The 16,155-nt window shown below is 66.1% G+C and carries 10 protein-coding genes; 8 read left to right on the top strand and 2 right to left on the bottom strand.

Annotated elements, in window-relative coordinates:
• From LQ955_RS09060 to LQ955_RS09045, 4 genes are read left to right on the top strand one after another with little or no spacing between them, the layout of a single operon-like run.
• A complete protein-coding gene (locus LQ955_RS09060; RefSeq protein ID WP_231027833.1) occupies window positions 1-2,358 on the top strand; it encodes a glycosyltransferase in 2,358 nt (785 codons plus the stop codon).
• Window positions 2,355-4,307 (top strand): polysaccharide pyruvyl transferase family protein, encoded by a 1,953-nt coding sequence (locus LQ955_RS09055; protein ID WP_231027832.1) that lies wholly within the window; start codon window positions 2,355-2,357, stop codon window positions 4,305-4,307. Before LQ955_RS09060 ends, LQ955_RS09055 begins: the two co-directional genes overlap by 4 nt.
• A complete protein-coding gene (locus tag LQ955_RS09050; RefSeq protein WP_231027831.1) occupies window positions 4,304-6,499 on the top strand; it encodes a glycosyltransferase in 2,196 nt (731 codons plus the stop codon). The genes LQ955_RS09055 and LQ955_RS09050 overlap by 4 nt, the downstream gene beginning before the upstream one ends.
• Window positions 6,500-6,549: 50 nt before the next feature.
• Window positions 6,550-8,076, top strand: a complete 1,527-nt coding sequence (locus tag LQ955_RS09045) for an S-layer homology domain-containing protein (RefSeq protein ID WP_231027830.1) — start codon at window positions 6,550-6,552, stop codon at window positions 8,074-8,076.
• Between the two features lie 64 nt (window positions 8,077-8,140).
• On the opposite strand, the gene LQ955_RS09040 is transcribed toward LQ955_RS09045, so the two are convergent.
• Window positions 8,141-8,761 carry an acyl-CoA-like ligand-binding transcription factor gene (locus LQ955_RS09040; protein ID WP_231027829.1) on the bottom strand — a complete coding sequence of 207 codons (621 nt, stop codon included), beginning with the start codon at window positions 8,759-8,761 and terminating at the stop codon, window positions 8,141-8,143.
• A 231-nt stretch (window positions 8,762-8,992) separates the two neighbouring features.
• Between LQ955_RS09040 and ileS the strand changes: the two genes are divergently transcribed.
• The 4 genes from ileS to ndk all read left to right on the top strand — a co-directional run bounded on the left by ileS (window position 8,993) and on the right by ndk (window position 15,209).
• A complete protein-coding gene (ileS, locus tag LQ955_RS09035) occupies window positions 8,993-12,529 on the top strand; it encodes an isoleucine--tRNA ligase (RefSeq protein WP_304961637.1) in 3,537 nt (1,178 codons plus the stop codon).
• A 211-nt stretch (window positions 12,530-12,740) separates the two neighbouring features.
• A complete protein-coding gene (locus LQ955_RS09030) occupies window positions 12,741-14,276 on the top strand; it encodes a bifunctional folylpolyglutamate synthase/dihydrofolate synthase (RefSeq protein ID WP_231028097.1) in 1,536 nt (511 codons plus the stop codon).
• Window positions 14,273-14,767, top strand: coding sequence for a DUF4233 domain-containing protein (locus LQ955_RS09025; RefSeq protein WP_231027828.1), 495 nt, complete (start codon window positions 14,273-14,275; stop codon window positions 14,765-14,767). The genes LQ955_RS09030 and LQ955_RS09025 overlap by 4 nt, the downstream gene beginning before the upstream one ends.
• A gap of 13 nt (window positions 14,768-14,780) precedes the next feature.
• Window positions 14,781-15,209: a nucleoside-diphosphate kinase gene (gene ndk / locus LQ955_RS09020; RefSeq protein WP_231027827.1), complete on the top strand. Its 429-nt coding sequence runs from the start codon at window positions 14,781-14,783 to the stop codon at window positions 15,207-15,209.
• A 100-nt stretch (window positions 15,210-15,309) separates the two neighbouring features.
• Here the strand turns inward: ndk and LQ955_RS09015 are convergent, their stop codons facing one another.
• Window positions 15,310-15,978, bottom strand: a complete 669-nt coding sequence (locus LQ955_RS09015; RefSeq protein ID WP_231028096.1) for a vitamin K epoxide reductase family protein — start codon at window positions 15,976-15,978, stop codon at window positions 15,310-15,312.
• Window positions 15,979-16,155: the final 177 nt, after the last annotated feature.

Genomic DNA, 16,155 nt, shown 5'->3' with positions numbered 1-16,155 from the left:
ATGACATCGTTCGGCGCGTGCACGATCATCGCACGCAACTATCTCGCACAGGCGCGCGTACTCAGCGCCAGCTTCGCGAGTCTCAACCCGGGCGTACCGCTCTACACCCTGGTCGTCGACGGCGACGAAGCAGATCGGTCACTGCTGGGAATCGGCGAGGTCGTCTTACCTGCCGATCTCGGGCTCGATTCCCGCACACTACACTCGATGATGACGATCTACGACGTCATGGAGTTCTCCACCTCGCTCAAGCCGGCCCTTCTGATGCACCTCATTCGCCGGGGGCACAAGGCGGTCGCCTACTTCGACCCCGACATTCAGCTGTTCGCCTCGGTGGCGGATGTTCTGCACGACGCCGAGGCCGGCGGAATCGTGTTGACCCCCCATGTGCTCACCCCGTTTCCGCGCGACGGAAAGATCGTCTCCGAACAGATGGTCATGACCGCCGGAATCTACAACCTCGGCTTCATCGCAGTGGGGGCCTCCGCCTTCCGGTTTCTCGCCTGGTGGAACGATCGGCTGCGCTTCGACGCGATCTCCGATCCGGCGAACGCGCTCTTCACCGACCAGCGCTTCATCGATTGGGTGCCGTCGCTGTTCGCCTGCACGATCTCACGCGACCGCGGGCTCAACGTTGCGCATTGGAACCTGCACGAGAGGCCCCTCGGCGGAGTTGCCGGCGCGCTGACGGCCGGCGGATTCCCGCTGCGTTTTCTGCACTTCAGCGGGTACGACCCGCGCCTGCCGTGGCTGTTGTCGAAGCATACGCAAGAGAATCCGCGCGTACTTCTGAGCGAGCATCCATTGCTGCGCACGCTCTGCGACGAGTACGGCGACGCCCTGATCGCCGCGGGGTATCTCGAGCAACGCGACGTGGCGTACCGCTTCGACACCCTGCCGAACGGGGTGCGGCTGACATCATCGATCCGCCGGCTCGTGCGCTCGGTCGAGCGCGGCGACATCGAACCGCTGACACCTCCGCCCGACGCCTTCGAGCACCCCGACGCGTTTGCGTCGTGGCTGCTCCGGCCCGCGTTCGGCGATCGCCTCGCCACGCTGACAGCGATCGAATTCGCCGTCTGGAGCGGTCGATCCGATCTGCGGTCGGCGTTCAGCGACGTGCTGGTTTCCACTGGTCAAGCGTACAAAGACTGGTTCGCTCACGACCCCTCCGCTCAGCAAGCGAAAGCTGCTGTCGAGTCGCGGCTCGCCCCGGTCGAGCAGATCGACGACGGCAGTCGTGCCCCGCAGCGCAGCTCGCTCGGCTGGGCAGTCGTCGTGGCGACCGTTCCGGGTACCGATGAGCATGAGATCGCCGTTCGCCTGGCCAACAGCGTGCTGCTCACCCCCGGGCCGTTCTCGGTGATCGGATTGCATACTGCGCCTGATCGGGCGGCGCAGGCCCCGGGCATCCGGCTGGTCGAGCAGATCGATCGCGACAACATGATCGTGCTGCTGGCGGCCGATCAGGCCGTGAACAGCGAGATCTCCCTCGCCCTCGACCACGGGCACGGGCGGTCGATCGCGGTCGTTCTCGGGGACGCGCCGGCGGTCAGTGATTCGCCGGCCTCCCGTGCCGCATTCGGCGAACTCTGGGTGACCAGCCGCGCGGCTGCCGAGCGCCTGGCAGCCGAGACGCGCGCCGGCACCGCAGTGCAGACCGTTCGTCAGGTATCGTTCCCCCTCGAATCGACTCGCTCGGCCGGGGCCGTGTCGACGAGCGAATGGATGCTCGACCGCGCCGAAGGCGACCTCATCGTGCTCTGCGATGCAGGCCGTCCCGGCCGGTCGACAGTTGACGACCTGCTGCTCACTCTCGAGGTCTTTCGTGCCGCGAACGATGCCGTGGCGTGGCCCTCCCGACTGGTCGTTCTCACTGCGCAGTTGCCTGTGGCAGATCGCGAGCGACTGGCCTTCGCCGTGGGCACCGACCGGCGAGACGTGATTCTCGTGTCGTCGCAGGTCACTCCCGCTGAAAAGGGCGTGCTTGCCCGCGCCGCCGACATCGTGATCTCTCTGCACAGTGAACAGCCGCTCGGTCTCGTCGTCGCCGACGCGATGGCAGCCGCTACTCCCGTCGTAGCCAGTGGCGGCTCGGCGCAACTCTGGGCGACCGATTCTTCGACCGCGAGCCTCGTTCCCCTCGACGCCGACGGGCGCGCCGACTTCGCCCACTCCGTGCGGGCACTGTCTGCGCTGCTGAGAGCCTCGTCGGCCCGCGATCGGCAGAGCAGAGCCGCCGCGTCGGCCCTCCACGATTTTTCGGCAGAAGCAACCGCCGCACGGCTCGGTCTTCTGCTCACGGCTACGGGTGCAATGCAGCCCGAGGCCTCCGCAGAAAGTGAACAAGGAGCATGATGCGACTCGTGATTATCGGCGACGTGGGCGCCGTGACGACCTACCACGCGGGTGACGAGGCGATGCTGGAATGCCTTCTCGACGAGCTGCGTGCGCGTGTCGACGTCGACGCCACCATCGTCTCGGCGAACCCCGCCGACTCCAGCGATCGGTATGACGCCCGTGCAATCGGCCGAATCGGGTTCAGCGACGCGATGACGCCGACGCGGGCAGAACGCGAAACGCGTCTCGCCTCCGTGCTTCGCGCGGCAGCCGGACACGCCGAAGCCCTCGACGCTCTCGACCCTGCCTGGTCGGTGATCGAGGCCGTCGCCGATTCTGACGCCGTGATCATCTCGGGTGGTGGCAATCTCACCACCGTCTTTGTGGAGCACATCTATGAACGCGCCGCTCTTGCTGAACTCGCCGCGGTGTTCGGCAAGCCGCTCGTGGTCAGCGGGCAGTCGATCGGACCGCTGCTGGGTGCGCGCGACCGCGAACTGCTGACGGGCATCCTCGGCTCTGCCGTTGTCGTGGGGGTGCGGGAGCAGAGCTCCTTCGACGACGCGCTCGCGCTGGGGGTGTCGCCCGAGCGGCTGCATCGTGTGCCCGACGACGCCGCCTTTCTCGCCGACGAGGCGCCGACGGATTCCCGGCTCGCCGCGCTCGAAGCCCGGGGTTACATCGTCGTCAGCTTTCCGCCCTTCGCCGGCCTCGAGCCGATGGGCGACTATCTCGACGATGTCGCGCGGCTGCTGCAGTCTGTCTCCGATGAGAGCGGGCTGCCCTTGGTTTTCGTGGCGCACGAGTCTGCCGTCGCAGGTTCCCCCGAGCCGTACGATGCTGTTGCCGGCGACGAGACGACGCACAAAAACCTGGCTTCACGCCTGGCCGGAGCCGAGGTGCTCTTCGCTCCTGCGCTGACGGCCAAGCAGATCGCGGCACTGACGCGGCGGGCGGCGCTGTCGGTCTCCGGGCGTTATCACCCGGTGATCTTCGCGCTTTCGGCCGGCGTTCCCGCTCTCGCCGTGACGGTCGATTCGTATACGGATCGCAAAATCGAGGGCGCGCTCCGCGCAGCAGGCGCGGCTTCGTGGGCTCTTCCCTCCGTGGCTCTTGCGACTCCCGACGCGCAGGCCATCGTGGCCGAGACCTGGCGTCGTCGCGACGAGATTCGTGCCCATCTCGCTGACCGAGCACAGGCCGACAGGGTCGTGGCGAGTGCCTGGTGGAACACGATCGTGGCCGCCCTCGGGGCCGAGGGCGAGACCGCCCTCACGGTCGACACGACCAACGCCCTCACCGAATCCGGTGCAGTGTCCGTGGGAAGCGACACCGAGGCTGTGGGTGCGCAGCTCGAGCTGACCGATCCGACGCTCGCGGCACGTATCGAGCGGCTGAGGCGCTATATGCTCGCGCTCGACTCCACGGCTCGGGATGCCTCGGCAGAGGTTCTGCGCTTGGCGGAGGCCCGGGCATCCGTCGCCGATGCTCTCGCGGAGGCGGAACGAAGCGTGCAACGATTGCAGCTCGAGCAGAGCGAATTGCTGCGCCAGCAGAACGCCGACGAGCAGGCGCTCGCCGCCTCGTATCGCGCCGCGACTGCCGCGCCGAACAATGCGGCCGGGCAGCAGATCGCCGCCGACGGCGCTCTCGCGTTGCAGCGACGCGAGCAGGCCTTGCTCGCCGAGATCGAGGCGCTCGAGCAACAGCTCTTCGAGCGTGAGCGCTACGCCGCCTTCGTGGGCCGCCAGGCGCACGAGGCCGTGTGGAGAGCCGGGCAAGGGTCGGAGGCCCAAGTCAGAGCGGTCGACAGCCTGAGCGTGCAGCTTGAAGACAGCCGCGAAATCATTCGTAACTTGCAGGCGAAGATCGACGACCTGGTCAACAGTACGTCGTGGCGTATCTCCTTGCCCATGCGAATCATTCGTCATCCAGACCCGTACGTGCGAAAGCTGCGCAGGCGATGAGCGCAGTAGCTGCCCCCGTCGAGGCCGACGACGCGGCGGTTCGACCCTCGGTCATCGTCATTGGGCGTTCAGACTTTCACACGGGCATCGGCACCGTCAGTGCCGCAGCGTGCGAACTTTTCTCACGCTCGTTCGATGTAGCATTCTGGTCGCCGCGCGAGACCTGGCTGCACGAGGGGTCGACGATCACGCTGCCGACGGGGCGTACCGTTCCCGTTGCTCGCCCTGAGGGTGCGTCGGTCTACTTCTTCACCGACGTGCTGTGGAACGGGCACTCCGATTCCAATTACGCCGCCCTGCCCTCCGACGGCTTTCGTATCGCCCACATGGCGTACGACTCCGACCAGCTGCCGGCAGAGTGGGTCACCATTCTGAATGAGCGATTCGATCTGGCATTGTTCTCGAGCGGTTACCTCGAAGAGGTGGCCCGCTCGTCGGGCGTTCGTATTCCGGTCGGCACACTGCCGATCGGCCTGGAGCTCGAGCCGCTTCTGGCCCGCCGAGCTCGTTCGGCGCTGCCGCAGAAGACACGATTCGGTACGGTCTCGGCATATCACACGCGAAAAGGTCTCGACCTGCTTGTCGAGGGCTTCTTGCAGGCGTTCGCGACGGACTCGAGCGTCGAACTGGTGATCCATTCCAATCTCGAGATGGGCGACACCCTCGCTCGCGTTTCGGCGCTCGCGGCCGATGCGCCCGTGCAGAACATCCGGTTGAGCACCGGCGACCTGAGTGACGCCGACAAGAACGGTTTGATCGAGTCGTTCGATGTCTATGTGAACGTCTCGGCCGGTGAAGGGTATTCGATCGGTCCGCGTGAAGCGCTCGCCCTCGGTAAACCGCTGGTGCTCAGCCGCATCCCCCCGCACGAAGAGCTCCGTGGGCTGCCCGGCGTCACGTTCGTGAACCCGATCGGCCGCCGGCCCGCCCAGTACCCCGAAATCGAGAACCGGGTGATGGGCCATCAGGCCATTCTGCGTGCCGACGACATCAGCGCCGCCCTGATCGAGGCCCGGGCCTTCGCGCAGTCGCCCGAGGCCGCGGCTACGGTTCGCGCCCGCCGAGACCGAGCGGCAGATTTCTCATACACGCGGTTGAACGCCGTCTACAACGAGCTACTCAACCCCGATACGCTCTCGGTGAAGCCGGAACGGCCGCATTCACCGTTCGCAGCCTTGCCGGCTGAAGCGGGCGTGCTCGCTCGTGCACACGGTGGGCGACACGGCGTGCGGCTCGGCGGTAAGAAGGTGGTCGTGCCGCTTCGGGATGCGGGCTTCTTCTCGATCTTCAACGTCTTCTTGAGTCAACTCGTGTGGCACAACCTCGAAGACGACGTGACGATGGTGGTGCCGGATTGGGATGCCGGGCGCTTCTTGCGCGCGCACCCCGACGAGAAGGTCGTCAGCTACTGCTACAGCAAGCCCGACGACGGCAATATGTGGTTGAAGCTCTTCGAACCGCTCTACGACCTGACCGCCGAAGAGATGAACGACGAAGCATTCCTGTACTCGGGCTCGGTGCCGCCGACCACCGAGTGGAACGAAGACCGTGAGCCGATGCTCACCTATGTCAACGCCCACGACCTGTACCTGTCTCCCGACTTTCAGCGCGTCCGTCGTCAGTACAAGACCGTGCTCGACCGGCACGTTCATCTGCTCCCGCGCTACCGGGCGGAACTCGACGGCGTGATCGCCGACCAGATCGAAGGCCGGTACACGGTCGGCGTGCATGTGAAGCACCCCAGCCACGCCATCGAGCAGCCGGGCAAACAGATGGCCGATCGCTACGCCTATGTGAACCGGGTTCGACAAGAACTGGTCGCCAACGGCATCAACGAGAGCAGCGACGAGTGGGGCGTTTTTCTCGCCACCGACCAAGAGCGCGTCGTCTCGCTTTTCGCCGAGGAGTTCGGCGACCACATCATCAACTTTCGCGACGTGACCCGAACGACGATCGAGGCAGACGAGACCTTCGACTCGCTCAGCGAAGAAGAGCAACACGACGACGGTCACCAATTGCAGCACCAGATGGCCGCCGACACCTCGTCGTGGTCGGCTCGACTGGCGTGGGAGGTCTGGCGCGATGCCGAGGTGATGGCCTCGTGTACGTCGCTCATCCATGCGGTGTCGAACGTGGCTACGGCGGTTTCATTCATGAGCACCGAGGTCGATATGAAATACTTCACCGTCTGAGCAGGGCGGGTTGAGAGCGACGGTAGTCACCGAAGAGGGGGAGTTGGCAGATGAAGAGACGTAGAGGGTCGGCACTGGTCGGCATCATGCTGGCGGCGGGCCTTGTGCTCGGCACCGGCGCACTGACGGCGACCGCGAGCGATGGGCTGCCTGACGGGTCGAGTGCATCCGGCCCGGATTCGTCGGTGGCGAGCATTCAGGCGCAGCAGCAGGCCCAGTTGGCGGTTCAGGCTGAGCTGGCCGCGAAGCACCCCGATGTGGTCTCTGAAGCGGTGCCGGGAGGTGGGGCATCCGCTACTGCCAAGTTACGAACGAACGTCGTGACCACCGGGTTCTCTGCGGGTCACATCATCAATGACGCCCTGTTCTACAGCGGCAGCGCCATGACCGCGTCAGCCGTTCAGACGTTCCTGAACGGCGAGGGCACCGGATGCACGGCAGGCAGTTTCTGTCTGAAGAACTACAAGCAGACCACCACGACCCGTGCGGCAGACCAGATGTGCGGTCAATACACGGGCAAGCCGAACGAGACGGCTGCCGCGATCATCGCGCAGGTCGGCCAGCTCTGCGGAATCAGCCAGAAGGTGCTGCTGGCGCTCATTCAGAAGGAGTCCGGCCTCGTCGACGGACACGCTCCCGCGGCCGACGACTATACGAATGCCACCGGGTACGGCTGCCCCGACACCTCGGGTTGCGACGCGACGTACAACGGGTTCTACAACCAGGTCTATTGGGCCGCCTGGCAGTTCAAGCGTTACCTGAACCCGCCCGGTCGCACGTACTACTTCACCTCGTACCTGCCGGGCACGACGGTGAACGTCGACTACAGCCCCGACTCCACCTGCGGCGCGGCTCCGGTCACCATTCAGAATTCGGCTACGGCAGCGTTGTACTTCTACACGCCCTACCAGCCGAATGCCGCAGCCTTGGCCGGCACGGGCGATGACTGCTCGAGCTACGGCAACTTGAACTTCTGGATTCTCTACACCGATTGGTTCGGCAGCACCACGGCGGCCCCCGACCAGTTCTTCACCGACGTGCCGACGAACGCCACGTTCTACCCGAACATCCAGTGGATGGCCAGGCTCGGTCTCACCACCGGAAACGTGCAGCCCGACGGCACGAAGACCTACCTGCCCAACGACCCGGTCACCCGGCAGGCGATGGCAGCGTTTCTCTTCCGGTACAACGGCCAGCCCTTCACCCCACCGGCCACGCCGTCGTTCAGCGACGTCACCACGGCGAATCCGTTCTACAGCGCTATCGAGTGGATGAAGAGTGCCGGCATCTCGACCGGCAACGCCGACGGCACCTTCCACCCGAACGACCCGGTGACACGGCAAGACATGGCGGCGTTCCTCGCGCGCTACAGCAAAGAGACGCTGCCGAATCCCGCGAATCCGTCGTTCACCGACGTTCCGGCGAACAGCGTCTTCTACCGTCAGATCGAGTGGATGAAGGCCGACGGCATCTCGACGGGCAACGCCGACGGCACTTATGCTCCGCTCGACCCCGTCACGCGGCAGGCGATGGCTGCCTTCCTGCAGCGCTTCTACAACCACCAGATCTCGAGCTGACATCCTGTCGCGGGAGTTTCGTCGGAGCTGACGCGATATGTCGACGTATTGCGGACATGTCGAGTCAGCTCCGACGAACGCCCTCGCCGTAGCCGGCGACGATCGGCGCCACCGCGGAAGCGACGTAGGGCTCGAGCGAGCCGCGAGCAGTGCCTGCCGCCGCCCACTCCTGCGCGGCGGCGACGACAGCGCCGGTGAGCGCGTAGGCGATCGAGCGCGGCACCATCGACGCGGGGTCGAGACCGAGGCGTACACCCGCAAAGGTCGCCAGGATGCCCGCCCACTGCGCGAAGCGAGCGAGTGCTGAGGCCTGCACCTCTCCGGCGGCGCCGATGTGCGGGTACTGCGTCAGAATCCACGGCACCCTCGACGGGCCGAACCCGCCGGCGACGGATGCCAGGGCGGCGCCCATTGCGGGCAGCGGCGGGGCATCCGGAGCCTGCGCGGCGAGCGCGTCGCTGAGGCTCTGAGCGGCACTGTCGACGTCACCCCAGAACACGTCGCTCTTGCCCACGAAGTAGTTGAAGAACGTCGACCGGCCCACGCCCGCGCGCTGAGTTATCTGGTCGACCGTCGTCTTCGCGTAGGTGTTCTCGAGAAAGAGCTCGAAGGCCGCGTCTTCGAGCAGTTCGCGAGAGGATGCCCGGGGCCGGCCCCGCGACGGCTTCACCGGTGAATCGACCATTCGCCCAGTGTACGATTGTCGTCAACGACTATGAGCCGGCCATCACCGGGGAGTCGCCGGAAGAACGGTTCCGCCGCGAGGCGGGGCTCAGTAGAACCGGCCGGGTCTGGCCCGTCACAGCCAACGAACAAGCGGCCGGCGCCGTCGAGAGACGAAGTCGGCAAGCGGGGTGGTACCGCGTCCGAGTGGGCGTCCTCGTGGAAATGGCATTTCAGCCCTCCAGGAGCGTAGATGAGTTACCCCAAGCAGCAGCACGACGGTTCAACCGGCACAGGCAGCACGTTCACCGGCGCCGCCTTCGGCATCGTGCCCTCGCCGCGGTTCCCTGAACTCGAAGAGCAGATTCTCGAGTTCTGGAAGAACGACGACACCTTTCGGGCATCCATCGCCAACCGTGAGCACAACGACGAGTGGGTCTTCTACGACGGCCCGCCGTTCGCCAACGGCCTGCCGCACTACGGGCACCTGCTGACCGGGTACGCCAAAGACCTCTTTCCGCGCTACCAGACCATGCGCGGCAAGCGTGTCGATCGCCGTTTCGGCTGGGACACGCACGGACTGCCCGCCGAACTCGAGGCAATGCGCCAGCTCGGCATCACCGAGAAGAGCGAGATCGAAGAGATGGGCATCGGTACGTTCAACGCGGCCGCTCGCGCCTCCGTCATGCAGTACTCCAAGGAGTGGGAGGAGTACGTCACCCGCCAGGCCCGCTGGGTGGACTTCGAGAACGACTACAAGACGCTCGACGTCACCTTCATGGAGAGCGTCATCTGGGCGTTCAAGCAGCTCTACGACAAGGGCCTCGCCTACGAGGGCTTTCGCGTGCTGCCCTACTGCTGGCACGACGAGACCCCCTTGAGCAACCACGAGCTGCGCATGGACGACGACGTCTACAAGATGCGTCAAGACCAGACCGTGACGGTGACGTTCCCGCTCACCGGCACGAAGGCCGAGGCCCTCGGCCTCACTGCCGTGCGGGCGCTCGCGTGGACGACGACGCCCTGGACCCTGCCGACGAATCTCGCGCTCGCCGTCGGGCCGAACATCACGTACGCGGTCGTTCCGTCGGGGCCGAACGGCACCGCCGATGCCGAGGTTCAGAGAGAGAGCGCCGCCGAGCATCCTGCAGCCACGGCAACCGAGGTGCTCAGCGCCGACTACCTCCTCGCCGAAGAACTCGTGGGCGGCTACGCCAAAGAGCTCGGCTACGCCTCGGCAGAGGATGCCCGGGCGGCCGTCTCGCGCACCCTGAAGGGTCACGAGCTCGAGGGCGTCACGTACGACCGGCTCTGGGACTACTACGCCGACACCGAAGAATACGGCACGCAGAACGCCTGGCAGATTCTCGTCGCCGACTACGTGTCGACCACCGAGGGCACCGGAATCGTGCACCAGGCTCCCGCCTACGGCGAAGAAGACCAGAAGGTCTGCGCCGAGGCCGGCATCCCGGTCATCATCTCGGTCGACGACGGCGCCCGCTTCTTGCCGAACGTGACCGAGGTCGCGGGCCTGCAGGTGTTCGAGGCGAACAAGCCGCTCACCCAGCTGCTCAAGGCCAACGGCCGGCTGCTGCGCCAGGCGAGCTACGAGCACTCGTACCCGCACTGCTGGCGCTGCCGCAATCCGCTCATCTACAAGGCGGTCGGCAGCTGGTTCGTGCGGGTCACCGAGTTTCGCGACCGCATGGAGGAGCTGAACCAAGAGATCGACTGGGTGCCGGAGAACGTCAAAGAGGGCCAGTTCGGCAAGTGGATCGGCAACGCCCGTGACTGGTCGATCTCGCGCAACCGCTACTGGGGCTCGCCCATCCCGGTGTGGAAGAGCGACAACCCCGAGTACCCGCGCATCGACGTCTACGGCTCGCTCGACCAGCTGGAGCAAGACTTCGGCGTGCGCCCCACCGACCTGCACCGGCCCTACATCGACGAGCTGACGCGCCCGAACCCCGACGACCCCACCGGCCAGTCGACCATGCGGCGCATCGAAGACGTGCTCGACGTGTGGTTCGATTCCGGGTCGATGCCGTTCGCCTCGGTGCACTACCCGTTCGAGAACCGCGAGTGGTTCGAGGCGCACAACCCGGCCGACTTCATCGTGGAGTACATCGGGCAGACCCGCGGCTGGTTCTACCTGCTGCACGTGCTCTCGACCGCGCTGTTCGACCGACCGGCCTTTCGCAACGTGATCAGTCACGGCATCGTGCTCGGCAGCGACGGCCAGAAGATGTCGAAGAGCCTGCGCAATTACCCCGACGTGAACGAGGTGCTCGACCGCGACGGATCCGACGCCATGCGCTGGTTCCTCATGGCCTCTCCTGTGCTGCGCGGCGGCAACCTCATCGTCACCGAGGAGGGCATTCGCGAGGCGGTTCGGCAGTTCATCCTGCCGCTCTGGAACACCTATTACTTCTTCACCCTCTACGCGAACGCCGCGACCAGCGACGAGCATCCCGAGGGGTACGAGGCGCAATGGCGCACCGACTCGGGCGACGTGCTCGACCGGTACCTGCTCGCCAAGACGCGCGAGCTCATCCGCGATGTTCAAAGCGATCTGGATGCCCTGGACTCGACTCTGGCGGCCGCGAAGTTGCGCGACTTCGGTGATGTGCTCACCAATTGGTACGTGCGCCGCTCGCGCGACCGTTTCTGGGCAGGAGTGGGCGACGAGCAGGCCACCGCCGCCTTCGACACCCTGTACACCGTGCTCGAAACCGTGACCCGGGTGGCCGCCCCGCTCATCCCGCTGGTCGGGGAGTACATCTGGAAGGGCCTCACCGGAGGCCGCAGTGTGCACCTCGAGGACTGGCCGAACGAGAACGCTTTTCCGGCAGACCCTGGGCTGGTGCACACGATGGACCAGATCCGCGCCATCAGCTCCACCGCGCTTTCGCTGCGCAAGCAGGCGGGCAAGCGCGTGCGGCTGCCGCTGTCGAACCTGACCATCGTGACCGAGAACGTCGAGGCGCTGGCCCGGTTCGAATACATTCTGCGTGAAGAGCTGAACGTGAAAGCTGTGACACTCGTCGAGCAGGGCCCGACGAGTGCGGTCGACTTCGGCATCACGTCGAAGCTCACCGTGAACGCCCGCGCAGCCGGGCCGCGTCTTGGCAAGAGCGTGCAGCAGGTCATCAAGGCCGCGCGCGCCGGTGAGTGGTTCGAGGCAGACGGGGTCGTGACGGCCGGCGGCATCGAGCTCGAGCCCGCTGAGTACGACCTCGTGCTCGAGACGAGTGGCGACGGCGACGAGCAGGCCCTCGGGCTGCTGCCGGGCGGTGGATTCGCGCTGCTCGACACCACGACGTCGCCCGAACTCGAGGCCGAGGGGCTCGCCCGCGATGTCATCCGTGCCGTGCAGGAGACGCGCAAGTCGGCCGGCTTCGATGTGAGCGATCGCATCACGCTCGACCTCGTGTTCTTCTCCGACGACGACGCGGATGCCGTGCGCAGCGTGAGCCCTGCGGCCGTGGCCGCGGTGGCTGCTGGTGGCGCGGCCGCAGACGGCGACATGGCCGCTGGCACGGGCGAATCCGGCTCGGGGCCGGAGGTCGTCGATATCGCGGCCGAGACTCTCGCGACCCGCTTCACGGTCGTCTCGCCGAAAGACTTCAGAAACCTCGAGAAATATCGCGACGTGCTGGTCTCGGAATGGATCGGAAACATGGTGGCGACCCCGCCCGAGCACTACGCTCGCGTGGAGAAGGGCCGCTACGCCAACACCGATCTGTTCATCGTGGCCGTCAGCCGCCCAGAAGGAGTGACCAATGTCTGATTCCGGCAACGGCGGCCTCGTGCCCAAGGGCCGCAAGGGCGCCGGCGACGACAGCGGCGACGAGCGTGAGCTCGACGGCGGTCGCCCTCCGCGTAACCCCGACGACGAGTTCGCCACGCTCTACGACGAGCCCATCGGCACCGGCCCGGGCTACGGCGACGACCCCGGCGACGGTGTGCACCGCGACACCAGCACGCGCGACCGCAGCGAGATCGGCGGCGCAGGCGACGACGCGGCCTACGGCGACGATGATGACGACATCTTCAGTGACGACGACGATGACGACGAACATGACGAGTTCGAACTCGCCGAGGCATACGACGGCCAGCTCGTCGTCGGCGGCCCCGCCGGCGAAGGCGGCGACGGCACCGACGGTCGCGACGCCGAGCTCGACCTCCCCGACGAGTTCGTCGAGGCGGGCGACGAGGTCTACGCGGAGCTGATCTCACGCCTCGGCGAGGCGTCGCCGCAGCCTCGGTTGGCGGCCACGCGGCAGGTGGTGGAGCTGCTGGGAGATCCGCATCGGGCGTACCCGATCATCCATCTCACCGGAACCAACGGCAAAACCAGCACCAGCCGCATCGTCGAGAGCATCTTGCGTGCGTACGGGTTGCGCACGGGCCTGTTCACCAGCCCGCACCTCGAGCGCCTGAACGAGCGCATCATGATCGACGGCAAGCCCATCAGCAACGAGTCGCTCGCCGCCAACTGGGCCGATGTGAAGCCGTTCATCGAGATCGTGGATGCTCAGCTCACCGCTACCGGAGAACCCCGCATCACGTTCTTCGAGGCCCTCACCGTGCTGGCCTACGCGTCTTTCGCCGACGCGCCCATCGACGTCGGCGTGATCGAGGTGGGCATGGGCGGCGAGTGGGACTCGACGAACGTCGCCGACGGACAGGTTGCCGTGTTCACGCCGATCTCGCTCGATCACACGCGCCGGCTCGGCAACACGGTGGCCGAGATCGCCCGCACGAAGTCGGGCATCATCAAGCCGGCCGCGCAGGTGGTGTCGGCGCGTCAGGTGCCCGAGGTGCTGGCGGAGCTGAAACGTGCGGCCGAACTCACCGAGTCATCGTTCATCGTCGAAGACGCGGAGTTCCAGGTGCTCTCGACGAGTGTCGCCGTCGGTGGCCAGGTGGTGTCGATCAAGGGCATCGCGGGCACGTATCGCGACCTGTTCTTGCCGCTGTACGGCGACCATCAGGCGCAGAACGCGGCGGTTGCCGTTGCGGCGGTCGAGTCGTTCCTCGGCGGGGGAGCGAATGCGCTCGTCGACGACGTGCTGACGGAGGCGTTCGCCACCGTCACCTCGCCGGGCCGGTTGCAGCTGATCGGTACCGAGCCCACGGTGCTGGTGGATGCGGCGCACAACCCCGGCGGAGCCCTCGCCCTCGCGGCGGCGCTCAAGGAGTACTTCTCGTTCGACAAGGTCGTGGCCGTGGTGAGCATTCTCGACGATAAAGACGCGGAGGGCATCCTTCGTGCCCTCGACCCGGTCGTCAGCGAGTTCATCGTGACGCAGTCGTCGTCAGAGCGCGCGACGAACGCGGACGAGCTGGCGAGTGTCGTGGTCGGCGTGGCGGGGGCCGATCGCGTGATCGTCGAACTCGACCCGCGTGAAGCCGCGCGTCTCGCCCGCGATTCGGCGGCGGAGTCGGAGCGGGGAGCGGTGCTGGTGACCGGTTCGATCATGCTCGTCGGCGAGATGATCACCCTCGCAACGGAGGAAGAGTGGAAGCCGTGACCGAGCCCGCCGGCGGGTCAGGCGCGCCAGACTCTGGCGCGCCTGACCAGGGAGGCCGGGCATCCGGTGGCCGCCGTGGCCCGCGCACGCCGCGCACGCCGCGCATGCGTGTGCGCCGCCAGCGTTCGGTGCAAGAGAGCCTGGGCTCTATCGTGCTCGGCTTTCAGGTCATCATCGTGGGGCTCGCTGCGCTCGTCGCGTTCGGGCTGCACAAGCTGCCGCCGCTCGTCGCGCTCGGCGGGGGAGCGGTGGCGACCATTCTGCTGCTGGCGACCATTCCGCTGCTTCGCTACCGGGCCGGATTTGTGATTGGCTGGGTTCTGCAGGTGGCGCTTCTCGCCACGGCTCTGCTCGTGCCGCAGATGCTCATCGTCGCCGTTCTGTTCGGCGGAATGTGGGCGTTCTGCATGATCCGCGGATCCCGAATCGACCGAGACAACAAGGCCCTTGCCGCTGCCCGTGCGGCAGAAGACGACACCCTCGAACCATAGAAAGCAGCTCATCGTGACCGACTCTGTCGAAGAAACCCTCGTACTCATCAAGCCCGACGGTGTTGCCCGCAACCTGATCGGCGAGATTCTCGGCCGCATCGAGGCCAAGGGCTACCAGCTCGTCGACCTCAAGCTGTTCGAGCCCGAGCGCGCGCTGCTGGCCGCGCACTACGCCGAGCACGAGGGCAAGCCGTTCTACGAGCCCCTCGTCGAGTTCATGGAGTCGGGCCCCGTCGTTGCCGCACGCGTTGCCGGCAACAGCGTCATCGCGGGCTTCCGCTCGCTCGCCGGTGCCACCGACCCCACCACGGCGGCCCCCGGCACCATCCGCGGCGACCTCGGCCGCGACTGGGGCCTCAAAGTGCAGCAGAACCTCGTGCACGGCAGCGACTCGCCCGAGTCCGCCGCCCGCGAGCTCGCCCTCTGGTTCCCGCTCACCTAACTCTTCTGACACGCTCGCGGATTTGCGCAGAAGCACCTGAATTCGCCCAATTGGGTGCTTCTGCGCAAAACGGAGTCAGCGTGCGCGGGGCACCGGATGCTCAGCTGTTGATGAGCGACTGAATGACGTCGAGGCGCAATTGCGCGATCACGAACACGACGAGGTACGACACGAGCACGAGCAGCCAGAGCAACGGGTAGAAGAGAGCGGCGACGTTGCGCACGCCGGCCGGAACCGGAATGTTTCCCTCTTTGAGGTTGAACACCGTGACGTACCAGAACAGGGCGATCACGACGACCCAGACCACCATGCAGTACGGGCACAGCGTGCCGAGCACGAAGATGCTCTGGCTGATCAGCCAGATCACGAAAACCAGGGCCAGAACGATGCCGAGGTTGAAGAGCATCCAGTACCACCGCGCGAAGCGCGCGCCGGCGAGTATCGAGACACCGACGCAGACGACGATGGCGAACGAAGCGACGCCGATGATCGGGTTCGGAAAACCGAAGAGCGACCCCTGCCAGCTCGCCATGTTCGGCCCGCAGCTGACCAGCACCGAGATATTGCACGAGGGCACGTACGACGGGTTGATGAGCGTCTCGATCTTCTCGAGAGTGAGGGCGAACGACGCCGCGAATCCCACGAGGCCCGCGACGACGAGAAACACGGCGAGGCCGAGTGGTCGGCGCCTCGAAGGATCCACGCGCTCAGCCTCGAACTCGTCGGTTTCGGTCTCGTCACCGTCGATCTCGGCAGGAGTCTCTCGCATCACTGTGGCATTCTCGCATAGCTCGCCTCGGAGTCACTCCACCCCCTCTGGGGGAATGCGTGCGATAATAGAGCCATGTCGACTGGGCCGCGCCCAGGCCGGCAGCAGAAAAAGCTTTTCGAGCTTGAGCGGGGTCGCCGAGGCGCACCGTGGGGCTCGAGTATGAATGCACGAAGA

Origin of the sequence: Subtercola endophyticus, assembly GCF_021044565.1 — a bacterium.
In the GTDB taxonomy this organism is placed as follows: domain Bacteria; phylum Actinomycetota; class Actinomycetes; order Actinomycetales; family Microbacteriaceae; genus Subtercola; species Subtercola endophyticus.
This window is presented reverse-complemented; position numbering and strand designations above follow the sequence as displayed.